We start from the raw sequence: 25,276 nt of genomic DNA, 5'->3' as shown, positions 1-25,276 counted from the left end.
TTGCGATGAAAACCACCCGTGCGCACGGCGCACCCTACAAGACCCGGCCACGACCCCGAGCGCTCGTAGGGTGCGCCGCGCGCACCGAAGGATTGACGCCTATGCGAACGTACTGCTCATGAGCGTGCTCCATGGCTGGTTTCTGCGCCTGGCGAGTACAACCTGCGACGACGCATGAGCCAGTAAGCCGCGGGAATGACGAACAGGGACAGCAAGGGCGCGGTGACCATGCCGCCCACCATGGGCACGGCAATCCGGCTCATCACCTCGCTGCCGGTGCCGCCGCTCCAGAGGATTGGCAGCAGGCCGGCAATGATGACGGCGACGGTCATTGCCTTGGGCCGCACACGTTGCACGGCGCCTTCCCGAATGGCACCCAGCAAGTCCCGGTTGGTGGCTCGCCCGGCGGCTTGCTGGTCTGACCAGGCGTTCTTCAGGTAGAGCAGCATGATCACGCCGAACTCGGCGGCCACGCCGGCCAGGGCGATGAAGCCAACACCGGTGGCCACCGACAGGTTGAAGCCCATCAGGTAGAGGAACCACACGCCACCGGTGAGCGCGAAGGGCAGGGTAGCCATGATCAGCGCGGCCTCATCCAAGCGCCCGAAGGTGAGGTAGAGCAGCACGAAGATGATCGTCAACGTCGCCGGCACCACCAGCTTCAGCCTCGCATTGGCCCGCTCCAGGAACTCGAACTGCCCGGAGTAGCTGATGCTCATGCCGGGCGCGAGCTTCACCGAGCCATCGACTGCCTGGCGCAGGTCCTTCACCACGGACGCCAGGTCCCGCCCCCGGACGTCGACGTAGACCCAGCCGGAGAGGCGCGCATTCTCGCTCTTGAGCATGGGCGGGCCGTCGACGACGCGGATGGCGGCCACGGTCCCGAGGGTGATCTGGCCGCCCTGGCGGGTGTAGATCGGCAGTTGCTGGAGCGCGGCCACCGAGTCGCGCCACTCGCGCGGGTAACGCACGTTGATCGGGTAGCGGGCCAGGCCTTCGACGGTTTCCCCCACGTTCTCGCCGCCGATTGCGCTGGCCACGATGGCTTGCACGTCGGCGATGTTCATCCCGTAGCGGGCTGCCGCCTGCCGATCGATGTCCACATCTATATAGCGTCCGCCGGTCAGGCGCTCGGCGAGGGCGGAGGTCACGCCGGGTACGGCCTTGGCCACCTGTTCGATGGCCTGGGTGGCCTGGTCGATCTCCTGCAGGTTGGTGCCCGCCACCTTGACCCCGATGGGGCTCTTGATGCCGGTTGCCAGCATGTCGATCCGGTTGCGGATCGGCGGAATCCAGATGTTGGTCAGTCCGGGCACCCTGACCACGCGATCCAGTTCGTCCACGAGCTTTTCCGGGCTCATCCCGCTGCGCCATTGGTCCTTGGGCTTGAAGCGGATGGTGGTCTCGAACATCTCCAGCGGCGCGGGGTCGGTGGCCGTTTCCGCACGACCAGCCTTGCCGAAGACGCTGGCGACCTCGGGCACCGTCTTGATCAGGCGATCGGTCTGTTGCAGCAACTCCGCGGCCTTCTGCGCGGACAAGCCAGGTAGCGCGGAGGGCATGTAGAGCAGGTCGCCCTCGTCCAGCGGCGGGAGAAACTCGCCACCCAGGCGGGCAATGGGCCAGAGGGTCGTCAGCAACGCCAGAACGGCCACCGCCAGGGTCGCCTTGGGGAAACGCAGGACGACGTCCAGCGCTGGCTGGTACAGCCTGATCAGTGCGCGGTTGAGCGGGTTGCGCTGCTCCGGCGGTATCCGGCCGCGTATCCAGTAGCCCATCAGCACCGGCACCAGAGTGACGGCAAGGCCAGCGGCCGCGGCCATGGCATAGGTCTTGGTAAAGGCCAGCGGGCCGAACAGCCGTCCTTCCTGGGCCTCCAGGGTGAACACCGGAATGAACGACAGCGTGATGATCATCAGGCTGAAGAACAGCGCTGGGCCGACTTCGGTCGCCGCCTCGGTCATCACCCGCCAGTGCGCGTCGCCGCGCAGCGCTTCGCCCGGATGGCGGGCGTGCCAGGCCTCGATGCGCTTGTGGGCGTTCTCGATCATGACCACCGCCGCGTCGACCATGGCACCAATCGCGATGGCAATTCCGCCCAGGGACATGATGTTGGCGTTGATGCCCTGGACGTGCATGACCCCGAAAGCAACCAGCACGCCCACTGGCAACGAGACGATGGCTACCATGGAGGAACGCAGGTGCCAGAGGAACGCCGCGCAGACCAGGGCTACGACCAGGAACTCCTCGATCAGCTTCTGGCTGAGATTGCGCACGGCCCGCTCGATCAGTTGGCTGCGGTCGTAGGTGGTGACGATTTCCACGCCCTGCGGGAGGCTCTTGCGCAGTTCATCCAGCCTGGCCTTGACCGCCGTGATGGTCTCCCGTGCATTCTTGCCGCTACGTAGCACCACCACGCCGCCAACGGCCTCGCCTTCGCCATCCAGTTCGGCAATCCCCCGGCGCATTTCCGGGCCGAGCTGGACGGTCGCCACGTCACCCAGGGTTACGGGTGTGCCCTGGGGCGTGAGTTTCAGGGGGACTGCGCGGAAGTCGGAGAGGGTCTTGAGGTAGCCGGATGCCCTGACCATGAACTCGGCCTCGCCCATTTCCAGCACGGCACCGCCGGTTTCCTGGTTGGCCTTGCCGATGGCCTCCACCACATCGGCCTGGGTCAGGCCCTGGCTGGTGAGACGGATGGGGTCGAGCTGGACCTGGTACTGCCTGACCATGCCGCCCACGGTGGCGACTTCGGCAACGTTGGGCAGGGTTTTCAGCTCGTACTTGAGGAACCAGTCCTGGTAGGCGCGGAGCTGCGCCAGGTCGTGTGTGCCGCTGCGGTCGACCAGGGCGTACTGGAAAATCCAGCCAACCCCGGTCGCGTCCGGCCCCAGCGCCGCACGGGCCGTGGCGGGCAGGCGGCCCTGCACCTGGTTCAGGTACTCCAGCACCCGTGAGCGGGCCCAGTACAGGTCCGTGCCGTCTTCGAAGAGCACGTAGACGAAGCTGTCGCCGAAGAAGGAGAACCCGCGCACCGTCCTGGCGCCCGGCACCGAGAGCATGGTGGTGGCCAGCGGGTAGGTGACCTGGTTTTCGACGATCTGCGGGGCCTGGCCCGGATAGCTGGTGCGGATGATGACCTGTACATCGGACAGGTCGGGCAGGGCGTCGATCGGCGTCTCGCGCAGCGACCAGATGCCCCAGCCCACCGCGAACAGCGTGGCCAGCAGCACCAGGAAGCGGTTGGAGACCGACCAGCGGATCAGTTTCTCGATCATGGCGCGGACTCCAGTTTCTCTACCTGTTCGATCAGCAGGCCGCTATCGGTCTCGCGCACCTTGATACGGATGCGGTCGCCGGCCTTGAGGCCTTGCGCCAGGTCGGGGCGGGCCAGGGGGAAGGTCATGGTCATCCCCGGCATGCCGAGGGTCTTGAACGGACCGTGGGAGATGGTCAGCTCCTGCTCGCCGACCTCGACGATGCTGGCGTCGGCTTCATGCAGTGCCGGAACTGCCTTGGGAGGCTCGGCGTCCTGCAAGGTCCTGGCTTCGATGCCGCGCAGGTTGGCTTCCGAATCAATCAGGAACTGCCCGGAGGCCACGACCTGCTGACCGGCTTCCAGGCCGGCGAGCACCACTGTCTGCCCCTCGCTTTCCTGTCCCAACCGGACTTCAACAGGGCGGAAGCGGCCTTGCGTTTCGGCCAGCATCACCAGCGCGCGCTTGCCGGTGCGAATGACCGCCTCGCTGGGGACCAGCAGAACAGCGTCGCGACCTTGCTGGTTCAACTGCACCTGCGCCGTCATGCCCGGTCTCAGGCGGCCGGCGGCGTTGTCCAGTTCGATGCGTACCCGCAGCGTCCGGCTTTGCGGGTCCGCCTCCGGCAGAATCGCGGCGAGAACGCCGTGGGTGGTCTCCCCCGGCAAGGCGGGCAGACGTGCTTCGACGGCTTGCCCGACCCTCAACGTGGCGGCCTGGGCTTCCGGAACAGCCACCTCCAGCCAGACCCGGTCGATGCCATTGATTCTGGCCAGCGTCTGTCCGGCGGACAGCGCCATGCCTGTGCGCACTTCCAGATCGCGGATCACGCCGCTGATGGGGCTGGTGAGGGTCAGGGCCGGTTCAGCCTTGCCACGACGCTCGATGCGCGCGATCAGGGCGCTGGGCATGCCGACCAGTTGCAGGCGCTGGCGCGCCGCAGCGGCCAGGCTTGGATCACCGGAGCGGCGCAAGGCGAGGAACTCTTCCTGGGCCGCTGCCCATTCGGGGATCAGCACGTCGACGAGGGGATCACCAGCGGCTACCAGGTCGCCGGGAGCGCGAGCGTATGCGCGCTCGACGAACCCGCTGGCGCGCGCCTGGACGAGTGCCACGTTCCTCGCGTCGAAGGCGAGTACGCCGGTCAGCTGGATGTCCTGCTCCAGTTTTCCCGTGGTGACCGTAGCCAGGCGCACGCCGAGGTTTTGCTGGATGCCCGGCTCGATGCGAACGGAGCCAGCTTCATCCGCGTCCTCGGCGTATTTGGGGACCAGTTGCATGTCCATGAAGGGCGACTTGCCGGGCTGTTCGAACTTCTGCTGCGGGTACATCGGGTCGTACCAGTAGAGCGGCTGGCGGTTGCCCTGGGGTGTTTTGTGGTCGGCGCCAGTGGCGGGTGCCGGCGCGTGGCTCTCGGCGGCGAACCAGTAACCCCCGGCAGCGCCCAGGAGCAGCATGGCGCCCATCAGCGCCGGCAGGGTCCAGTTAGAGCGGCTCATGGGCGACCCTCCCCGTAGGTGAAGTAGAGGCGGGCTGCCGCCAGGGCCTGCTGGCCTTGCAGGTCGATTTCCTTGAGCCTGGCCTGGATGAGCTCGCGTCGCGCCGCGATGACGCTGGCCAGCTCGGACTTGCCGGCCCGGTAGTCCGCCAGGGCCAGGCGCACCTTTTCCTCGGCCAGTGGAACCTGGGTGGTGCGGCTGCGGCTGACCGCCCGATCCAGTCGCTGGTAATCCGCTACGTCGGCCTCCAACTGCTGGGCGTGCTCGCGCAGCAGCGCTTCGCGTTCAGCTTCCAGTTGATCGACCTGAGCCCTGCGCGCGGCGATCTTCGGGTCCTGGCGCGAGCCGGAGAACACCGGCAGGTCGAAAGTGAATTGCACGGTCATCATGTCGCCGAATTCACGGCCACGGCGCTGGTAATCGACTTCCCAGCTCCAGTCCGGTTTCTTCTCCGATTCGGCCTCGCGCACCTGGGCTTCGGCTTCACGGGTCATCGGCTCGTAGGTGGCCAGTTCGGGGTGGCGATGCAGGGCATGCAGGTACTGGGCTGCATCGATGTGCCAGCTCGGGAATTCGCCGGAAAGGGGCAGGGCGGCGTCCTGGCCGATCCAGCGCTTGAGCGCCGCGCGTGCCTGGGCGACCTGGAGTTCCAGTTCGTCCTGCTGCTCGGCCAATTGCGCCGCTTCCTGCCTGGGCTCCACGGCGTCCTGCGCCTGGCCGCGTCCGCCCGCCAGGCGGGCCTGTACCGCTTTTTCGAGCAGGCGGTTTTCGCGGAAGAAATCGTCGAAACGGGCCAGTTTGCGCTGGCCGGTGTAGGTGGTGATCCAGGCCAGGGCCGTCTCGCGACGGACCTTCACCCGCTCGGCATCGGCTTCGGCGGCGGCGCGGTCAACTGAGGCGCGAGCGGTTTCGATCCGGGCATCGCGCTTGGCACGGTTGGGCATTTCCTGCATCACGCCCACCATCTGCATGGTCATGAAGTCGCGATCCAGGCTCCAGCGGTCTTCGCCTTCGACGGGGACGTTCTGCAGGCCCAGGGCCAGCTTGGGATCGGGCAGTTCGCCGGCCGGAATCGCCGCGCTTTTCGCGGCATCCAGCTTGGCGGCTTGCGCCGACAATGAGGGGGCGTTGCGTTCGGCCAGCTGCAAGGCATCGTCCAGCGATAGCGATGCAGCCTGGACGGGCAGGGCGAGCAGCATCATTGCCAGGGCGGCAGGCATGGGCCATCCACGGCAAGGATTGGGGGAGGTCATCAATTGATTCCTCTGAAGTTTCAGCGCACAGGCGCGAGCCCCACTGCAGCTACAGGTGATGCAGAGGGGAATTCAGCTCAGGAGAGGAATCAGGCGGTGGGAGGTCGCCAGAGATCGGCAGGGGAGCGGTCAGGTATCGCTTGGGAAGGGGCGATGGCCAGTATCGGTCTGTTGTGGGTGACGGGCGGTTTGAGGACGGAAACCTGGAGCATGCTGCCGGTCTTGCATTCCTGGCCGGACTTGCAGGCCTTCTTGCCATGCTCGGCCATCTTGCCCATGTCGTGGCAGCAATCCTCATCCATGTCGGCCATGTGGCTCATGCCGCTGGCTTGCATGGGGCAGGGCTCGGTCGGCGCTTCGACGCCCGCCATCCCGGTGAGGGGAAGCGACAGACTGATCAGGAAGATGAAGAAAATGCGCAGGCAGCGTTTCATGCGGCGGAGTTTAGTTCGCGGCTGGTGGGCGTCGCAATTGTCCACGCATGAGAATTTCGGCGGCCTGGCTTCGGTGGTGTTGCTTTACATACGGAAATCCATATATTCGTTTTCCCGTATATCCATTGCCGTCTCCCGCTTAGAGGCTCCCATGGCAAATCTCCTGACCCCAACTGCCGTGTTCAAGGCCCTGGCCGATGAGACCCGGGCACGACTGATGCTGCTTATCGCGCGTGAGGGCGAGCTGTGCGTCTGCGAGCTGACCTGTGCGCTCGGCGAAAGTCAGCCGAAGATTTCGCGCCACCTCGCGCAGCTGCGTACCTGCGGGCTGCTGGCGGATCGCCGCCAGGGCCAGTGGGTGCACTACCGCCTGCATCCCGAGCTGCCGGACTGGGTACACAGCGTGCTGAACTGTGCACTGGATGCCAACCAGGGCTGGCTGACCGCGGATGTCACGCGCCTGGATGCGATGGGCGGCCGCCCGGAACGAGCGGCGACCTGCTGCTGAGCGCCCACTGCGACAGGCGATTGATCCTTCTTCCTTTGCAACCACTGAGCACACCTACATGAGCATCAAAGTCGGTATCAACGGCTTCGGCCGTATCGGTCGTCTGGCGCTGCGCGCCGCCTGGGGCTGGCCGGAGTTCGAATTCGTTCGCATCAATGACCCGGCGGGTGACGCGGCGACTCACGCCCACCTGCTGAACTTCGACTCGGTACATGGTCGCTGGCACCACGAGGCCGGTGCCGAAGGCGATTGCGTGGTCATCGGCGGCAAGCGCATCCAGGTCAGCGCCAACAAGGCCATCGCCGACACCGACTGGAGCGATTGCGATCTGGTGATCGAGGCCAGCGGCAAGATGAAGTCGGTCGCGGTGCTCCAGGCCTACCTGGATCAGGGCGTGAAGCGGGTCGTGGTGAGCGCCCCGGTGAAGGAAAAGGGCGCGCTGAACGTGGTGATGGGGGTGAACCAGCACCTGTTCGATCCGGCTGTGCATCGCATCGTAACTGCCGCGTCCTGCACCACCAACTGCCTCGCGCCGGTGGTCAAGGTGATCCACGAGAAGCTGGGTATCCGCCACGGCTCCATCACCACCATCCACGACCTGACCAATACCCAGAGCATCCTCGACCAGCCGCACAAGGACCTTCGCCGCGCCCGCGCGTCGGGCATGAGCCTGATTCCCACCACCACGGGTTCGGCCACGGCCATCGCGGAAATCTTCCCCGAGCTGCGTGGCCGCCTGAATGGCCACGCCGTGCGCGTACCCCTGGCCAATGCCTCGTTGACCGATTGCGTGTTCGAGGTGGAGCGGGCGACCACGGTGGAGGAGGTCAATCAACTGCTCAAGACCGCCGCCGACAACGAGCTGAAGGGCATCCTCGGGTTTGAGGAGCGTCCGCTGGTGTCCATCGATTACCGCACCGACCCGCGCTCGTCGATCATCGACGCGCTGTCGACCATGGTGGTCAACGGCACCCAGGTGAAGCTCTATGCCTGGTACGACAACGAGTGGGGCTACGCCAATCGCACTGTCGAGTTGGCCCGCTTGGTCGGTCTGGCAGGCTGATAAGGACGAGCGGCGATCATGAATGCGTTGTCAGGTCTGTCCCCGGATGTCCGCCAATACCTGCTGGTAACTGGCAACTACTGGGCCTTCACCCTCACCGATGGTGCCCTGCGCATGCTGGTGGTGCTGCACTTCCACACGCTGGGCTACACGCCGCTTCAGATCGCCGCGCTATTCCTGTTCTACGAGATATTCGGCGTCATCACCAACCTTGTGGGCGGTTACCTCGGCGCTCGCCTGGGGCTGAACCGCACCATGAACATCGGTCTCGGGATGCAGGTCGTGGCGTTGCTGATGCTCACCGTACCGGCAGCCTGGCTCACCATTCCCTGGGTGATGGGGGCGCAGGCCCTGTCGGGCATCGCCAAGGACCTCAACAAAATGAGCGCCAAGAGTTCGATCAAGCTCCTGGTGCCAGGCAACCAACAGGGCACCCTCTACAAATGGGTGGCCATCCTCACCGGCTCCAAGAACGCCCTGAAGGGTGTGGGCTTCTTCCTCGGGGGCGCCTTGCTGGCGCTGCTGGGCTTCACGGGAGCGGTGTTCGCCATGGCGGCGGTGCTGGCCCTGATCTGGCTCGGCAGCCTGGTGATGCTGAAGAAGGACCTGGGCAAGGCCAAGGCGAAGCCGAAATTCCGCGACATCCTGTCGAAAAGCCGGGCGGTAAACGTGCTTTCGGCGGCGCGCCTGTTCCTCTTTGGAGCCCGCGATGTCTGGTTCGTGGTGGCGCTGCCGGTCTACCTGAGCACGGCCTTTGGCTGGGACTTCTGGCTGGTCGGCGGATTCCTCGCGGCCTGGATCATCGGCTACGGAATCGTGCAGTCCCTGGCGCCAGCCCTTACCGGCAAGCAGCGCGGTCATGTGCCGGATGGTCGCGCCGCCTTTGCCTGGGCCGCCGCGCTGGCAGTCGTGCCGGCGGCGATTGCCCTCGGACTTGCGGCAAGTGGCTCAACCCAGGCCGTGCTGCTGGGAGGATTGATGCTGTTCGGTGTGCTGTTCGCGGTGAATTCGTCGCTGCACAGTTACCTGATCGTCAGCTATGCCAAGGAAGACGGGGTATCGCTGGACGTGGGCTTCTACTACATGTCCAACGCCCTGGGCCGGTTGCTGGGGACTTTGCTGTCGGGCTGGGTCTACCAGGCCCATGGCATGGAAGCCTGCTTGTGGATTTCCATGCTTTTCGTCCTGATCGCAGCTGCGATCTCCTGCGCCTTGCCGCGGCACTCAACAGGCCGGGTTGGCTGTTCCTGACAGGCAGGGCGGAAGACAGTCGCTGCCAGATCTACCTGGGCTGCTCCGACCTGGAGCGATGCCAGCAAAAGATCAATTTCTTTAGCTCGGTCTGGATCGTAGGGTGCACTGTGCGCACCGCTTCCGGGATCGCCTTCGGAACGCCCCCATCAAACCGCCGGTGCGCACGGCGCACCCTACCGGATCGGTTTCTTCCTGCTGGCCGGGGATGCGAATCGCCGCAGATCCAGCCGCTGTAGAGCCTGCCAGTTCCTTTGCAGCGACTATGCTGGAACTCAGCCGTACTGGCAGTGGAAGGTCGACGCTGCAGCGCGCATGACCCGAAAGGGATGTCGAGGCCGGAATCCCGGCGGAAATGATGATCATTGAACAGAAATGATTTGGATCAGAGCCGGCGCGGCTGGAGGATTTCCGCCCCTTGCCCGCCGGGTCACCGCAAAGTCCGGTTGTTCTCGCCCGAGTGCCACAGCAGAAGGAGAGTTAAATGCTGCCGAATACCGTTTCAGAAAGGATCCTGTCCCGCGGATTGATGGATGTGCTCATTCGAGCGGGGCTGGTGGCGATCCTCGCCATCTCCTGTTACGAGGTGTTCCGTCCTTTTCTGAACCTGATGCTCTGGGCAATGATCCTGGGCGTCACCTTCTATCCGCTGCATCTGAGCATCAAATCCCGACTGGGCCTGCGTGACGGGCACGTGGCCACGTTGATCGTGGTTGTCTCGCTGATTCTGCTGATGGTGCCGATCTACATGCTGGCGTCTTCCATGGCCGAGTCGGTGCAGGCGGCCATCGAACTGATCAAGAGCGGCAACCTGCAGGTGCCGGCGCCCAACGAATCCGTTGCCAGTTGGCCGTTGATCGGCCAGCCGCTGTTTGACTTCTGGCAGCGTGCGTCCAGCGACCTGACCAGCCTGCTCAAGCAACTGCTGCCGCACCTGCGCGGCTTCGGCCTGGGCCTGTTCGGCAAGCTGGCCGGCGTTGGTGCGGGCTTCCTGCTGTTCATCGCCGCGCTGATCGTGGCCGGCATCTTCATGGCCTTTGGCGAGAACGGCCACCGCAGCGCCGTGCAGATCGCCTCGCGGATTTCCGGTCCGGACCGTGGGCCGCAGATCGCCCAGCTGTGCACCGCGACCATCCGTGCCGTGGCCCAGGGCGTGGTGGGTATTGCCTTCATCCAGATGCTGCTGGTGGGGCTCGGTTTCGTGCTGATGGGCATTCCGGGCGCCGGCCTGCTGGCGCTGATGGTCCTGCTGCTGGGCATCATGCAGTTGCCGGTGGTGCTGATCACGATTCCGGCAATCATCTTCGTCTTCGCCACGGAAGGGGCCAGTGTCGGCACCGTCGTGTTCGCCGTTTACAGCTTCATCGCCGGCATGTCCGACAACATCCTCAAGCCGCTGCTGCTGGGCCGTGGCGTGAACGTACCGATGCCGGTGGTGCTGATCGGCGCCCTGGGCGGCATGGTCACCGGTGGCATCATCGGGCTGTTCATCGGCCCGGTGATCCTGGCGGTGGGCTACATGCTGTTCTGGCACTGGGTGGAGGACCAGCCGAAGGCTCAGGAAGACGCGGAAGAAGAGGAGCGAGCGGCCTGACCCGGAACGGGCGCCATGGCTCATCCTTCCTGTCTGCGTCTTCTGCTGCTGGGTGCTCTGGGCCTTGGCGGCTGCGTACGCCTGGGCCCCGACTTCCAGTCGCCGCGCGAGCCCTGGGTGGAGCACTGGAACAGCCCGGCGATGGAGCAGATCAGCCTCAACCGCCCACAGCCGGACTTCGTCCAGTGGTGGCAGGTGTTCGAGGACCCGATCCTCGATGGGCTGATCGCCGAAGCGGACGCCTATAACTCCAACCTGGAAATCGCCGGCCTGCGAGTGATGGAGGCCCGCGCGCAGTTGGGCATCGCCGTGAGCGGCCGCTATCCGCAATTCCAGCAGGTCAGTGCCGACAGTCTCTACCTGGACCGTAACCAGTCCGGTGGCCAGAACCCCCGCGACACCCACTCCTGGCAGTACAGCACAGGGTTCGACATCGCCTGGGAACTGGACTTCTGGGGGCGCTTCAGCCGTGCCATCGAATCGGCCGACGCCGCTTACTTCGCCGCCCGTGCCAACTACGAGGACGTCTTGGTGCTCCTGCGTGCCCAGGTGGCGGATACCTATTTCGTCATGCGCACCTTCGAAGCCCGCCTGGGGATCGCCCGGGAGAACGCTGAGCGGCAGAAGCGCAGTTTCGAGATCACCGAACGCCTGTTCCGCAGCGGCGACAGCTCGGAACTGGACTTCCAGCAGGCCAAGACCCAGTACCTGGGCACCCTGGCGACCATTCCGGACCTCGAAGCCCAGCTCCAGCGGACGCGCAACACCCTCGCCGTGCTGATCGGCCGCCCGCCCGGACCGCTGCCTGAGCTGTCGGGCGGGGAAGGGCAGGTGCCGCTGCTGGATCGCGCCGTCCTGCAGGACGTACCAGCGAACCTGCTGCTGCGCCGCCCGGATGTGCGCGCCGCCGAATTGGCGGTGGCCGCCCAGTCGGCGCTGATCGGCGTTGCCGAAACCGACCTTTACCCCTCGGTGACGCTGCTGGGCAGCATCGCCTGGAGCGCCTCGACCCTTGACGGCGTGCCGGACAGCCTGGACCTGGTCGCCGGCCCCAGCATTGCCTGGAACGTCTTCGATCATGGCCGCATCAAGAACGATATACGGGTGCAGGACGCACGCCTGCAGCAGTTGATCGAGGCCTATCGCGACCGTGTGCGCCAGGCAGCGAGGGAAGCCGACGACGCCGCCACCGGTCTGGCCAAGGCACTGGAAAGCGAGCGCATCCGCCGCGAGAGCGCCCTGGCCGCGCTGCGCTCCCTGGACCTGGCCAACGCCCAGTACCGCGAGGGGTTCGCCGACTTTCAGCGGGTGCTGGACGCCCAACGCGAACTGTTCCAGCAGCAGGAGAGTTACCTGCTCAGCCGCAGCGACGCCGTCAGCAACCTGATCGGCCTGTACAAGGCCCTCGGCGGCGGCTGGTACCGGGACGGCCCGATGATCGACGACGCCACCCGCAAGCAGATGCAGCAACGGACCGACTGGGACGACCTGCTGGACGAGCCGCCTCCGGCCCGGCCGGTCACAGATAGCGAACAAGGTGAACGAGAATGAGCGAGAAATCGCAGGCGCAGGCCGAGGCGCCGAGCCAGTCCGAGCCCACCGGCAAGCCCGATGCGGCGGCCAAGGGAACGCGCTGGGTGGCGCTGGTTATCGTCCTGACACTGGTCTGGTACCTGCTGGCGGACCGCTTCACCCCCTATACCCAGCAGGCCCGCGTGCAGGCCTTTGTGGTGCCGGTGGCGGCGGAAGTCGCAGGAAGGGTCACCAAGGTGAATGTGCGCAACAACCAGGACGTGGAGGCGGGCGCGGTGCTCTTCGAGCTGGACCCGGCGCAGTACCGCATCGCCGCCGACCGCGCTCGCGCTGACCTGGAAACCATGCGTCGGCAGATCGGCGCCAGTACCGCCGCCATCGACTCGGCCCTGGCCTCGCTGCGGGCGGCCCAGGCCAACGAGGTCAAGGCCCGCCAGGACAGCGACCGCCTCGAACGGCTCTACCGGGAAGATCCGGGCACTATCTCCGTGCGCCGCCTGGAAGTGGCGCGCGCCACCCTGGAACAGTCCAGAAGCCAGGTGGCCGCGGCCCGTGCCGAAGTGCAGCGGGCCCGCGAGCAGCAGGGCGGCAGCGAGGAGGAAAACGCGCAATTGCGCAGCGCTGCCACCGCACTGGAAAAGGCCCAGCTCGATGAAGCCAACACGCGGGTGAAGGCGCGTTCCGCCGGTCTGATCACCGACCTGCGCACGGATGTCGGCCAGTACGTCGGGGCAGGCAGTCCGGTGATGACCCTGATTGCCATCCACGACCTCTGGCTGAGCGCCGAGATGACCGAGAACAACCTGGGCCACGTCGAGGTGGGTAGCCCGGTGGCCATCGTGCTCGATGCATTTCCGGGGCGGGTGTTCGAGGGGCGGGTGCGCAGCGTCGGTTACGGCGTCAGCGCGGGCCAGGCACCGGCGCCCGGCACCTTGCCGACGGTGGAGAACAGCCGGGACTGGCTGCGACCGGCGCAGCGCTTCCCGGTGATCGTGGAGTTCGCGCCCGGTGAGCTGGATCAGCTGCGTGGCTTGCGCGTTGGCGGCCAGGCGGAAGTCATGGCCTTCCCCATCGAGGGCAATCCGCTCAATCCCCTGGGCCGCTTGTTCATCCGACTCATGAGTTGGCTGTCCTATGCCTACTGAGCACGACCCGCGCGGCCGGCGCGCATTGCGCCTGGCCTGCGGCGTCGCCCTGGGGCTGGCGATGAGCTTCGGCATGGCCTTGCCGATTCCCTTCCTGACGCCGATCTTCGTGCTCCTGCTGCTGGTGACGAACAACCGCCCGCTGCCCCTGAAAGCCGCCCCGGCGCTGGCTCTGGTAATCATGCTCACCACCGGCACGGGCCTTTTGATGATCCCGCTGCTGCAACACGCGCCACCCGCCGGGGTGCTGCTAGTGGGCCTGTGCCTGTTCCTCTGTTTCCGCCACGGCCTGCGCGGGGGCAATCCGCTGGTGACGCAGTTCCTCGTGGTCGGCCTGACGATGATCTCGGCGGCGGGCACCTTTCTTTTTCCCCTCGCGGTCACCGTGATCGAGGCGCTGGCCAAGGGCATGCTGCTGGCCGTGCTGGTATCCCTGGTCAGCCACGCCTTGTTCCCGGAGCCCGCCGATGCGCCGGCGGCGCGACCCCGCCCGGTGCTGGACGCCAGTGAGTCCGCCTGGATAGCCCTGCGAGCCACGCTGGTGGTGCTGCCGGCCTTTCTTCTCGCGCTGGTCGACCCGAGCAGCTACATGCCGCTGATCATGAAGTCGGTCAGCCTCGGCCAGCAGGTCTGCGGCACCTCGGCGCGCAACGCCGGCCGCGAGCTGCTGGGTTCGACGCTGCTCGGCGGCCTGCTGGCGATCCTGTTCTGGAGCGCCCTGAGCCTGTTTCCCCATCTGTGGATGTTCTTTCTCTGGATGCTGCTGTTCGGCCTGGTACTGGGCCGCCGGCTCTACGCCCTGGCGGCGACCCGGCAGACGCCGGGGTTCTGGATGAACACCCTGGTGACCCTGATCATCCTGCTGGGCCAGTCGGTGCAGGACAGCGAGTCCGGCAAGGACGTGTACACCGCCTTCGCGGTGCGCATGGGGCTGTTCATCGCCGTCACCCTGTATGCCTGCGCGGCGGTCTACGTGATCGACCGCCGGCGTTTTCTCCGGCAGCGCCGCGCAGCCCTTTGAGAGGACGTTCAAATGCTTTTCGATCTGCTGGTGGGAATCCCCGTGATGGTGCTGTGCCTGGTGCTGCAGGCGATATTCGTGGCGTACGGGTTGCGGCCTTACGTTCGTTACATGCGGCGCCGGACGGGGCAGGAGTCCATGTGGCACAACACGCTGCTGCTGTCGCTGGTCATGCTGGTGATGTTGCTGGGCAATTTCGTGCAGATGGGCGTCTGGGGCGCGCTGTTCCTGGCGCTCGGCGAGTTCGAGGACTTCGCCACGGCGGTCTATCACTCAGGGGTGAACTTCGCCACGCTGGGCTACGGCGATATGGTCATGAGCGCGGAGTGGCGGCTGTTGGGACCGCTGGAAGCCGCCAACGGCATTTTGATGTTCGGCGTGTCGACGGCGGTGATGACGGCCACCGTCACGGATGTGCTAAAGCGCGCGTTCGAGCAGCGACATCAGGGTTAGGGCAGGGCGCCCACCCCCCAAAAAAAGTCTGAACGAATTACCCCGGTGGCGCGTCGGAATCTGGGTAGGCCCCACGCGGGCCTTTCAGCCACCTGTTGGCTCAGCGCGGCATCGTCGGCGCCAGGCCGGGAGCAAGCACCATGCATAACCCAGACGATCGTGAAGACATCATTCGCACCCTCAACTCCCTGATCGAGACCTGCAAGGACGGCGAAGCCGACTTCAAGGCCTGTGCCGCGGACGTTCAGCGGCTGGACCTGCAGGAATGGTTCACGACCCGTTCGCAAGAATGCGGCAACGCAGCCACCGAATTGCAGCGTTCAGTGGTGGAACTCGGCGGCAGACCCGGACACAACGCCAGCGTCAGCGGCGAACTGCATCGTCGTTGGGTTGATCTCAAAACCCTGGTCTCCGGCAAGGACGAGCAGCGCGTTCTCGACGAAGCCGAGCGCGACGAATACCTGGCGGAAAAGAATTACGCCGAGGCCCTGCATCAGCCATTGCCAAGCGAGATACGCGCCATGGTCCAGCGCCAGTACGAAGGAGTCCTGCGTAATCACCAGGAGATCCGGGCCATGCGCAGCACCGCGCGAACCGGTTGATTGGGCAACTACGTCCTGAGGCGTCACCGGACCAGCAGAATGTAGCCGATCCGGTACCGCCCAAGGCGCCACGCCGCGCCGGTGGGCAGAAAGCCTGAATCATTGCCAACGTCGGCGTGTCGACTGCAACAGGAACGACAACATGAGGAGATTGCTCATGAGCGATCCTGTGAACGGATGGGTCCCCGCCAAACGTTTTGGTGTGAGGGTAGTGACATCACTGGCGGTGCGCCGCCGCAACAGGCGTAGGCCGAGGCGTGTGGCGCATCAAGAAAAGGAAAGCCCCTGATCAAGCCAGAGATCAGGGGCTTTTCGCTCGCTTGCGAAAGTGAAGGTCGATCAGAGTCAGAACTTCACCTTCACTCCGATCATCCCTTCGAGTCCTTTGCTCTCGTCGTCCAACCCTTTCTGGTAACCCGCGGAGAAGGTCAGGGAAGTGTTTTCGTCGATCTGGTGATCAACGCCCAGGTTGACCTCCAACGAAGACCCGCCCATGTCGGAGACGAAGGGGACCTTGCCTTGCGCCGAGGAGAATTCCGTTTTCGGCTGGCCTTTGAACTCATGCCAGATGCTCGGCCGTATCCAGGCATTGGTGCGCTGGACTTCGCCTTTGTCGTTCTCGCGGAACCAGTCCTTGTCGATACGTACACCGAGGCGTCCGGTCAGGGAATCGACATCGTCGAACTCGACGCCGGCGGCAGCATCCTGGCTGTCTTCGAGCTTGAACTTGCTGACGATCACCTGGGCTTGGGGCTCGACTTTCAGGGTCTTGTCGTCGCTGACCGCGAATGGGTATCCCGCTTCCACGGATGCTGTGACGCCATTCCCCTTGGTTTTCAGTTCGGCCATGTCTTCGGAATGCGCGTCGACGTCGATATGGTTGAACTGCAACACGCCATCCAGGTACCAGCCCTCCGGTCCGAAATGAGTCCAGTAACCGCCCACGCCATACCCGCGCAGGTCGTTGTTACCGGCTGCCTCGCCGTCCGAATGGGTGACTCCAGCGGACATCTTGCCGGCGAAGAGGGAGAGTCCGAGCTGATCGGTGCTGCCGTCCGTATCCTCGAAGCGGAGGAGGTCAAGGCCGACCTGGAAGGCTTGCAGGTGGTAGTCATAGGCGGCGCCGTTGGCCAGCTCATCGTCGCCCCGGCGGTAGATCAGGCGTCCCCAACCGAGCGAGGGACCGTACTCCTCGACATCTTCAGCAGGCAGGGGATCCACAGCGCGGCGTACTTCCTCACCGACGCGCTCATGCAGGGTATCCACCATGGCATGGCCGAAGTGCAGGGCCAGGTTCGGAATTGCGCTGTAGAGCGACGTTTCGGCGCGATAGTTGGGGACCTGCGGAGGAAGCGGACCTTCTGGTTCAGCGGGTTCTTCCGGTTCCTCTGGCTCTTCTGGGTCGACCGGGTCCACGGGGTCAACCGGATCTACAGGGTCGACTGGGTCCACAGGGTCAACCGGATCTACAGGGTCGACTGGGTCCACAGGGTCAACCGGATCCACAGGATCGACCGGGTCTACGGGGTCAACCGGATCCACGGGGTCGACTGGATCCACAGGATCAACCGGATCCACAGGATCGACCGGGTCGACGGGGTCGACTGGATCCACAGGATCAACCGGGTCCACAGGGTCGACCGGATCGACGGGGTCGACTGGGTCCACAGGGTCGACTGGGTCCACAGGGTCAACCGGATCCACGGGATCGACCGGATCCACAGGATCGACCGGGTCTACGGGGTCAACCGGATCCACGGGATCGACCGGGTCTACGGGGTCAACCGGATCCACGGGGTCAACCGGGTCCACAGGGTCAACCGGGTCTACGGGGTCAACCGGATCCACAGGGTCGACTGGGTCCACGGGGTCAACCGGATCTACAGGATCGACGGGGTCTACTGGGTCGACTGGGTCTACGGGATCGACCGGATCGACGGGGTCGACTGGGTCTACGGGATCGACCGGATCGACTGGGTCGACTGGGTCGACTGGGTCCACAGGATCGACCGGGACCGCATCCTTGGTCGAACGCAGGTACCAGGCGTTTGCATTGCTTGCGTCCAGGCTGGAGCGATAGAGGGTGTATTCGTACGGTCCAGCCTTGACGCGGTGGAGCAGGCGGAAGGCGTCGGCGTCCGTGGTGCCCTGGTTGATCGCGTCCACGACCTTGATCCCGTTGCCCTGGGTCAGAGCCCCCGGACCGCCCGCGTTCCTGATCAAAAGGTTGCTGCTGCCACTGGCCTTGCCGCCGTCGATCACCAATTGATCGGAGGGGGAATCGTCGTCGTACAGGTAGGTGTTCAACGCAAGGGTGGCGTTGTCGCCCTGGTAGTCGTTGACGGTCAGCTTCTTGTACAGGCCGCCCACGGGGGCGCTGAAGTCGATCAGGCTGGTGGCTGCGTTCAGGGTGCTCAGGTTCGAGTCACCTGTCAGGTGCCAGATGCTGGCTTCGCGCAGGGTCACGCTGGAGTGACTGCCAGCGGCGGTGGCCGCCGAGCCGGTCACAATCGAACCCGAGAGATCGAGGGTGGCGTGGCCGGCGGCGTCGAACGATTGACCTATCCCTTGCCATTGCCCTGTGCCCATGTCCGGCAGCGAAGTGCCGTCGCTGGCCACCGAGCTGTCGACGTTCAGCCATTGGCCGCTTCCTCCGACGATCGCATGCTCCAGGGTAATGTCGGCAACGCCGGCGACGGCGATGCCGGCGCCGTCCCGGTTGTTCAATACGGCGTTGCTCAGGTCGACTTGGCCTTTCTGCGCCTCGGTACCTTGCGCATACAGCGCTGAGGCGTGATCGCCGGAGGCCGAGATGACCAGGTCGGTACCGCTGACACTGCCACCCTGCTTGGCCACCGCCCCGTGACCGGCGAGGCCGGTGGTGGTGATGCCGACCTGATGGAGCTCGACCGTGCTGCCATTGTTGGCAATGGCACCCAGTGCCCCCGCGCCACTGCTGGTTACCGTGCTATTGATGGCCGACAGCGCCGCACCGGATTCGGCCTGGAGGCCGTGGGACTGCAGCCCCTCGGTGTGCACGCTGGCATTGCTCAGATTCAGCGTGGCGGTTTCATCCTGGTAACGGCGGCTGACCAGGGCGCCAGCGGCGTGGTCGCCCAGGGTGTTCACCGTCACGTTGTTGGCCTCAAGGCTCACCTGGCCGGGTTTGATCGAGCCGATGCCAGCGTACAAACCGACCGAGTAGGTACCCTCGGTGCGTACCGAAACGTCGTCGAGGAGCATGCTGCCGCCGTCGTCGACCGCAGCGCCGTAGGCCTGGGAGCCCTGGGTCACCACGCTGGTGCGGGTGGCACTGAGGAGGGCGCCCGGATTGCGTGAAGCCAGCCCGTGGGGAAAGGTCAGGTTGGACGCGACCGGCGAACCGTTGCCTGTGGTTGTGATCGAGCTGTCGCTGACCGTCACGGTGGCGCCGACGTCGGCGAGTACGCCCATGGCATTGTCGTTGCCGTGGGTGGTGACGGTGACGTTGCTGACATTGATGGTCGATTGGCTGCCGGCTATCGCGGTCGAATAGTTGCCGTCGGTGGTCACCGAGCCCTTGTCGATGCTGATGGCGGCACCATCCTGGGCACGCACGCCCACGCTGCTGCCCTGGGTGGTATGCACGTCGCCGCGGGTCAAGTCCAGGCTGGAGCCCGCGCCTTCCACCAGCACGCCGGGTGCCCAGGGGCCGATGCCGGCAAGCGGTGCTGTCACCAGGATGCGGCTGTCGTCGACTTCGCCGGTTGCGCCCCCCTTCAGGTAGACGCCCATCGAGCGTGCGCCCTCAGTGGTGATGTCGCTGTTGGCGACGCGGACATGGGAGTCGGCACCTTCGCCGGATACGCCATGGCCAAAGGTGCCCTGGGCCAGGAGCGTCGAGTTCTCCACGACAATGCTGCCGCCGTCCATGGCGCGAGCTGCCGCTGCCGGGTTGGCGATGCTGCCTCCGCCAGCGACGGTCAGCGTGCTGGCGTCCAGCGCCACACTGCTGCCGGCGCCTTCGGCGCGGGCTCCCCCTACGTTGGTGCCGAGCGTGCTCAGGTCGAGGTTCGAGCCCATAATCTGGCCGCCTGCCAGTGCATGCAGTGCTGCAGTCGTGGCGGTACTGGTCGCTGCGCTGACGACCTCCACAGCGCTCTTGCTCAGTGTGACCAGGCCGCCGTCCTCAGCGCGCACGGCGCTGGCACTGCTGCCGCCTATCGAGAGGGCGATTTCGTTGCCCTCGATCCGGGTGTTCGCACCGCTGGCCAGCAAGCCATGGCTCAAACTCAAGGCCTTTTCACCATCCACAGGCGCAGACGTGGAAACGCCCGCTCCGCTGGTGACCACTTCGGTGCCACCGCCCAGTGAAACCGAGGCACCATTGCGCGCCCACACGCCCACCGAGCCTTTTCCGGAGGTGCCGATGTGCCCGCCGTCGATGTCGACGCGGCTGCCGTCGGCCAGGACGCCGTGGCCGTTACCGCCCGAGGTGTTGAGGTCAGTGGCGGTCATCTCGACGCTGGCGCCATCTTCGACGCGCAGGCCATAGGCCGATCCGCCGCTGGTGCTGATCGTGGCATCGCTGACGGTGAGCCGGCTGTCGGCCCCCGTCACCTGCACCCCGTGGCTGCCGCCGGTGGTGGTGCTGCGCGCGCCGCTGGTGGTCACGCTTGCGCCATCGGCCAACTGCGCGGTTGCGCCGCCTTCCACCTTCACGCCAACCGCGCCCCATGAGGAGGTGCTGATCGAACCTCCGGAAACATTCGCCGAGGAGCCAGGACCGGTGATGACGACGCCACGATTGTTGTTGCCCTTGGCGCCACCGCCGACCAGCACGTTGCTATCGGTCAGCGCGATGGACGCGCCGCCATCGACGATCACGCCGGTCATGTCACTGGCAGTGATCACGGCGCCCGTCCCGGTCTTCGGCTCCAGCACCACGTCACTGCCGGTGATAGCGACATGGCCGCCGTCCGTGGCGTGGACGCCGACCTGGTTCTTGGCCTGGGTCGCGTTGAGGGCGCTGCTCTCCACACGGCCGGTGGCGAACTGGATGTCTTCGCCGGCGCTGGCCTCGATACCAGTGGTGCCGGCCGCCCCCAGCCTGATCACCTGATCGGCATGGCTGCCTGAGCTCGCGATACCTACTGCGCCTGTCGTGGTCAGGGTGATGGGCGCCGGCGCACCCAGCAGGGTGCGGGTCAAGAACACCTGGGGAGCGTCATGGGCGGCCTCCATCGCCACTTCCAGGTACGAGGGCGGCATTTGCCCGGCTTCGGGCTGGCTGTCGATGTCCAGGCTCGCCGCCGAAGGCCGGTTCAACTCCTCCGGCTCGGTCGTGACCAGCGTATCCATGGCTTCGGCTTCCGCGATGCGGATGCTGAACAGCGTGGCCAGTCCCACGCTGATGACATGCGCCAGCTTGTTGTGGCGCAGATCGTCGAGAACAAGCGGGGCACTGTGGCGGGGTTGCTTTTTCATGATGATCTCCAGGACGCAAGGGGTTTGCCTGGAAATCAGTATTTGCTTAGCTACCTATTGAATCCGTAGGAGCGTGTGCCATGCCTTGTAGGAGTAATCCCAATCAGAAGCGGTGAACTAGGCTAGGACGAGGCATGAACGAAGGAACGTAGGGTGAGCCGGATTCTGATCGTCGACGACCAGCCACTGTTGTGCAGGGCATTGAAAGCGCAGGTCGAACAGTTGGGCCACGAGGTGCTGGCCTTGGCCAGTTGTGGCTCGCAGGCGCTTGCCATGGCTCGGGAACTGCGCCCTGACCTGATCATTCTCGAGCTGGCAATTCCGCAGCATGGCGGCCTGGAGCTGGTGCGCCGGCTTCGCACCCATGACGAGCAATTGAAGATCGTGGTCTTCAGTGGCCAGAATGTCCGGCAGTTTGCGCCGCGCTGTCAGGCACTTGGCGCCTCGGGCTTCGTCAGCAAACAGGACCAGCCCGCAGAACTGAACCTTGCCATCAGCGCCGCATTGCACGGACGCAGCTATTTTCCCCGCGTCCTGGAGACTGGCGGAGAAGCGCAACCGGACGAGCTTGGCCAGCTCTCGGCGCGGGAACTGACGGTCTTGCACCACCTGGCGCAGGGGTATAGCAACCAGCAGATCGCCGATGAGTTGGTCCTCAGTTTCAAGACGGTCAGCACCTACAAGACGCGGCTTCTTGAGAAGCTGCACGCCAGTTCGCTGGTTGAGCTGGTCGAGATTGCCCAGCGCAATGGCCTTTCCCGCCCTGATTCACATGGCGTCGACCTGGCGCCTGCACCCAGCGAATGGGCCAACGAACTGGACCGTCTGCGACCCTTGGTCGACGACTCCCCCTACGCAATGTTCGTGCGCGACCGCGAGGGTCGTTTGCTGCTCTGCAATCAACGTTTTCTCGACTTCTACCAAACGACGCCGGAACGCGTCGAAGGCACCCGATTCGCCGAGGCGGGTTGGTTCACGCCTGAGCTGGGTGCCCGTGTCCAGCAGCGCTACCTGGGATTGATCGAGCAAGAGGCGTCCTTCAGCGGTGATGGCTGGGTGCAGATATTCGGGCAGAAGCGCTTGATGCACGCCTGGCTTTTTCCCTTTCGCAATGCGCAAGGACAGGTTCTCGGCATGCTCGGCGGGTTGGTGGATCTCAGTGAGCGTGAGTTGCTGGTGCAAGCGCTGCGCAACGCCAAGGAACATGCCGAAGCCAGGCACCGGCACGATGTCGAGTTGCTGCGCAGTCTGGCTGCTGATCTTCAATCCGGCCTGGACCTGCTGCCCTCGGCTACGAGTGCTTTACCGCTTGTCCGGCTCGTGGAACGTATGGCGCTTGTTGCCGATATCGCGGCAGGTGGCGTGACGCTCTCGCCTTCTCCCTGCGTACCGTCCGATCTGGTTCGGCAGGGAATCGCAGCATGGAGGGCTATGGGCGAATACCCGGATATCCAGGTCGACCTGAGCTGCCAGAGCTCGATTCCCGCTGTCTGGATGGATGAGGAACACTTCCTGCATCTGGTCGACGCGTTGTTGAGTTGCACCGCCAGGCAGAGCCCCAAGGGCTCCATCCTGATCAGCCTGCAGGGTGAGGAAGCACCCGCCGCGATCGTCAAGCTTGCGCTACAGGTATCCAGCCCGCTTGCGGCCCCGTCTGGACGCAGAAGAGGGCTCCAGGGCATCGAGCGACGCCTTGTCGAGCAACTGACGACTCTCCTGGCAGGCCACTACAGCGCCGAGTCCGGGCAGCTTGTAAACCTTTCCTTGCCACTTGCCACCCCGCGCTAGGGGCTGGCTCCCGTAGGTTGCGGCTGAGCTCCGCGAAGCCCAACGTCCCAGGGCTCACCGCCGCAGCGTTGGGCCTCGCTGCGCTCGGACCAGCCTACGGACGATCTTGTAGGTTGTGGCTGAGCTTCGCGATTCGGAGCTACCTGTAGGAGCGAGCTTGCTCGCGAACCTCCTGAGCCCCGCCTTTCGCGAGCAAGCTCGCTCCTACACAAAACAACCGAATCCACGTCTACCTCCCATCGCTTATCCATTTCCCACCCCATTGGGGGTGGGGAAAGACGCTCGCATCCTGAATAGGCTGTCAGTGCCCATGACTCCGTCGAGCAATGGGCCTGTTCAGAGAGGTGAGTGTTGTGAACCGCAGTCTTTCCACGTTAACCGGCAGAAGCCGCAAGCTCGATGGCGGCGCCGTGTTCGGCAGTACGCCGCGGCGTGCCTGGATCGAGTGGATGAGCCCCGACTATGACAACCAGGTTGAAATGGCGAGTCGCGCGCTGCTGGTGCAGCAGGACGGCCTGAATATCCTGGTCATGGCCGGGACCGATGCGCTCCTGGCGCCGCCGCCGCGTACCTGCCGTTGCCAGCCGCAGGCCCAGGGACTGCTGGACAGCCTCGCCCGTCACGGCCTGGGGGAGGGGCAGATCCATGCCGTGGTCCTGACCCACCTGCACGCGGTGCTGCCCCACGACGTGGAAGAGGCGGTGCGCGAGGGCAATGCTCCCAGGCTGCTGTTCCCCGTGGCGCGCTACCTCACCGGCCGGCGCCACTGGTTGCGCGCCCGGCATCCGCACCCGCGCGACCGCGCGCTGTTCGTGCCGCAGATCATTCGCCAGCTGGAGAGCAGTGGCCGCTTGAAACTGCTGGACGAATCGGGCTGCGACCTGCTGGACGGTTGGCGCTTCCATGTCAGCGACGGCTACACCCCCGGCCAGTTGCTGCCGGAAATCGACATGCCCGGCGGCCCCATCGTGTTCGCCGGCGACCTGGTGCCGGCCGTGCACTGGCTCAGGCTCGACCTGACCACCGCCTTCGACCGCAATCCCGAATGCCTGATCGACGAAAAGGAACGCCTGCTGGACCACCTGGTGGCCAATGGCGGGCGCCTGTTCCTGCCACGCGATACCAGCGTTGCGATGATCAAGGTCATGCGCGACCGGCAATCGCGCTACCAACCCTTCGACCACCACGCCGACCTGCATCGGCTGGATAGTTGATTACCCACTGAAAACTGCCCCTTTTCGAGGGGAATGGGGACATTACGTCCCGTGCAACAGGAGCCCTGGATGAAAGTACTGGTCGCGGTAAAACGCGTGGTCGACTTCAACGTCAAGGTCCGCGTCAAGGCGGACAATTCCGGCGTCGACCTCGCCAACGTGAAAATGGCCCTGAACCCCTTCTGCGAGATTGCCGTGGAAGAGGCGGTGCGCCTGAAGGAACAAGGCATCGCCACGGAAGTCGTGGTGGTGACCGTGGGCACCAGTGGTGCCCAGGAGCAGCTGCGTACGGCCCTGGCCCTAGGCGCCGACCGCGCCATCCTGGTCGAGTCCTTTGAGGAGCTGAACTCCCTGGCCGTCGCCAAGCTGCTGGAGGCCGTGGTCGACAAGGAGCAGCCGCAACTGGTCATCCTCGGCAAGCAAGCCATCGATAGCGACAACAACCAGACCGGCCAGATGCTCGGCGCCCTCACTGGCTACGCCCAGGGCACCTTCGCCTCCAAGGTTGAAGTGGCTGGCGACAAGGTCAACGTCACCCGCGAAATCGACGGCGGTCTGCAGACCGTTGCCCTGGCCCTGCCGGCGATCGTCACCACCGACCTGCGCCTGAACGAGCCGCGCTACGCGTCGCTGCCGAACATCATGAAGGCCAAGAAGAAGCCGCTGGACGTGGTCACCCCGGACGCCCTGGGTGTTTCCACTGCCTCCACCGTCAAGACCCTGAAAGTTGAAGCGCCGGCTGCCCGCCAGGCCGGTATCAAGGTCAAGTCCGTGGCCGAACTGGTCGAGAAACTGAAGAACGAAGCGAAGGTGATCTGAGATGGCTGTTCTTGTAATCGCTGAACATCAAGGCGGCACCCTGGCTTCGGCCACCCTGAATACCGTGACCGCCGCACAACAGATCGGTGGCGAGGTTGTCGTCCTGGTGGCGGGGCAGGGCGTAGGTGCTGTCGCCGAAGCTGCCGCCAAGGTCGCTGGCGTGGCCAAGGTGCTGGTCGCCGACCACGCGGCCTACGCCCACCAACTGCCGGAGAACATCGCGCCGCTGGTGGCATCCATCGCCCGCGACTTCAGCCACGTGCTGGCCCCCGCTACCACCAACGGCAAGAACTACCTGCCGCGCGTAGCCGCCCTGCTGGACGTCGACCAGATCTCCGAGATCATCGCCGTTGAAAGCGCCGACACCTTCAAGCGT

General features: G+C 65.1%; 17 protein-coding genes and 1 pseudogene. 13 read left to right on the top strand and 5 right to left on the bottom strand.

The window, feature by feature from the left end:
• Positions 1–116 precede the first annotated feature (116 nt).
• From E8E91_RS21510 to E8E91_RS21495, 4 genes are all read right to left on the bottom strand, one after another.
• The gene (locus E8E91_RS21510; protein WP_280378643.1) at positions 117–3,278 is read right to left on the bottom strand and encodes an efflux RND transporter permease subunit; all 3,162 of its coding nucleotides are present in this window, start codon (positions 3,276–3,278) and stop codon (positions 117–119) included.
• Positions 3,275–4,756, bottom strand: coding sequence for an efflux RND transporter periplasmic adaptor subunit (locus E8E91_RS21505; protein ID WP_280378642.1), 1,482 nt, complete (start codon positions 4,754–4,756; stop codon positions 3,275–3,277). Before E8E91_RS21505 ends, E8E91_RS21510 begins: the two co-directional genes overlap by 4 nt.
• Positions 4,753–6,009 (bottom strand): TolC family protein, encoded by a 1,257-nt coding sequence (locus E8E91_RS21500; RefSeq protein WP_280378640.1) that lies wholly within the window; start codon positions 6,007–6,009, stop codon positions 4,753–4,755. Before E8E91_RS21500 ends, E8E91_RS21505 begins: the two co-directional genes overlap by 4 nt.
• Before the next feature lie 89 nt (positions 6,010–6,098).
• Positions 6,099–6,443 carry a hypothetical protein gene (locus E8E91_RS21495; protein WP_280378639.1) on the bottom strand — a complete coding sequence of 115 codons (345 nt, stop codon included), beginning with the start codon at positions 6,441–6,443 and terminating at the stop codon, positions 6,099–6,101.
• 151 nt (positions 6,444–6,594) lie between these two features.
• Here E8E91_RS21495 and E8E91_RS21490 point away from each other — a divergent pair, with 151 nt between their 5' ends.
• The 9 genes from E8E91_RS21490 (at position 6,595) to E8E91_RS21450 (ending at position 15,613) form a co-directional block, all read left to right on the top strand.
• Positions 6,595–6,951, top strand: a complete 357-nt coding sequence (locus tag E8E91_RS21490) for a metalloregulator ArsR/SmtB family transcription factor (protein ID WP_280378637.1) — start codon at positions 6,595–6,597, stop codon at positions 6,949–6,951.
• 58 nt (positions 6,952–7,009) lie between these two features.
• Positions 7,010–8,014, top strand: a complete 1,005-nt coding sequence (locus E8E91_RS21485; RefSeq protein ID WP_280378635.1) for an ArsJ-associated glyceraldehyde-3-phosphate dehydrogenase — start codon at positions 7,010–7,012, stop codon at positions 8,012–8,014.
• An 18-nt stretch (positions 8,015–8,032) separates the two neighbouring features.
• A complete protein-coding gene (gene arsJ / locus E8E91_RS21480; protein WP_280378633.1) occupies positions 8,033–9,265 on the top strand; it encodes an organoarsenical effux MFS transporter ArsJ in 1,233 nt (410 codons plus the stop codon).
• Between the two features lie 484 nt (positions 9,266–9,749).
• A complete protein-coding gene (locus E8E91_RS21475) occupies positions 9,750–10,859 on the top strand; it encodes an AI-2E family transporter (protein WP_280378631.1) in 1,110 nt (369 codons plus the stop codon).
• A gap of 15 nt (positions 10,860–10,874) precedes the next feature.
• Positions 10,875–12,410 carry a TolC family protein gene (locus E8E91_RS21470; protein WP_280378629.1) on the top strand — a complete coding sequence of 512 codons (1,536 nt, stop codon included), beginning with the start codon at positions 10,875–10,877 and terminating at the stop codon, positions 12,408–12,410.
• Entirely contained in the window at positions 12,407–13,537 is a 1,131-nt protein-coding gene (locus tag E8E91_RS21465; RefSeq protein ID WP_280378628.1) for an HlyD family secretion protein, read from the top strand. Before E8E91_RS21470 ends, E8E91_RS21465 begins: the two co-directional genes overlap by 4 nt.
• Positions 13,527–14,558, top strand: a complete 1,032-nt coding sequence (locus E8E91_RS21460) for a DUF2955 domain-containing protein (RefSeq protein WP_280378626.1) — start codon at positions 13,527–13,529, stop codon at positions 14,556–14,558. The genes E8E91_RS21465 and E8E91_RS21460 overlap by 11 nt, the downstream gene beginning before the upstream one ends.
• A 12-nt stretch (positions 14,559–14,570) precedes the next feature.
• Complete coding sequence (locus E8E91_RS21455; protein WP_280378624.1) at positions 14,571–15,011, top strand: potassium channel family protein; 441 nt, start codon at positions 14,571–14,573, stop codon at positions 15,009–15,011.
• Between the two features lie 140 nt (positions 15,012–15,151).
• Entirely contained in the window at positions 15,152–15,613 is a 462-nt protein-coding gene (locus E8E91_RS21450) for a PA2169 family four-helix-bundle protein (protein ID WP_280378622.1), read from the top strand.
• A gap of 345 nt (positions 15,614–15,958) precedes the next feature.
• Here E8E91_RS21450 and E8E91_RS21445 read toward each other — a convergent pair whose 3' ends face one another.
• Entirely contained in the window at positions 15,959–21,079 is a 5,121-nt protein-coding gene (locus E8E91_RS21445; RefSeq protein WP_280378621.1) for a DUF4573 domain-containing protein, read from the bottom strand.
• 153 nt (positions 21,080–21,232) lie between these two features.
• Between E8E91_RS21445 and E8E91_RS21440 the strand changes: the two genes are divergently transcribed.
• From E8E91_RS21440 to E8E91_RS21425, 4 genes and pseudogenes are all read left to right on the top strand, one after another.
• The gene (locus E8E91_RS21440) at positions 21,233–22,867 is read left to right on the top strand and encodes a response regulator (RefSeq protein WP_280378619.1); all 1,635 of its coding nucleotides are present in this window, start codon (positions 21,233–21,235) and stop codon (positions 22,865–22,867) included.
• 353 nt (positions 22,868–23,220) lie between these two features.
• Entirely contained in the window at positions 23,221–24,081 is an 861-nt protein-coding gene (locus tag E8E91_RS21435; RefSeq protein ID WP_280378617.1) for an MBL fold metallo-hydrolase, read from the top strand.
• 69 nt (positions 24,082–24,150) lie between these two features.
• Positions 24,151–24,900 carry an electron transfer flavoprotein subunit beta/FixA family protein gene (locus tag E8E91_RS21430; protein WP_280378616.1) on the top strand — a complete coding sequence of 250 codons (750 nt, stop codon included), beginning with the start codon at positions 24,151–24,153 and terminating at the stop codon, positions 24,898–24,900.
• Position 24,901: 1 nt separating this feature from the next.
• Positions 24,902–25,276, top strand: a pseudogene (locus E8E91_RS21425) (electron transfer flavoprotein subunit alpha/FixB family protein); the annotation flags it as partial.

It is taken from the genome of Pseudomonas sp. BN515 (assembly GCF_029873155.1).
Taxonomy (GTDB): Bacteria; Pseudomonadota; Gammaproteobacteria; order Pseudomonadales; family Pseudomonadaceae; genus Metapseudomonas.
This window is presented reverse-complemented; position numbering and strand designations above follow the sequence as displayed.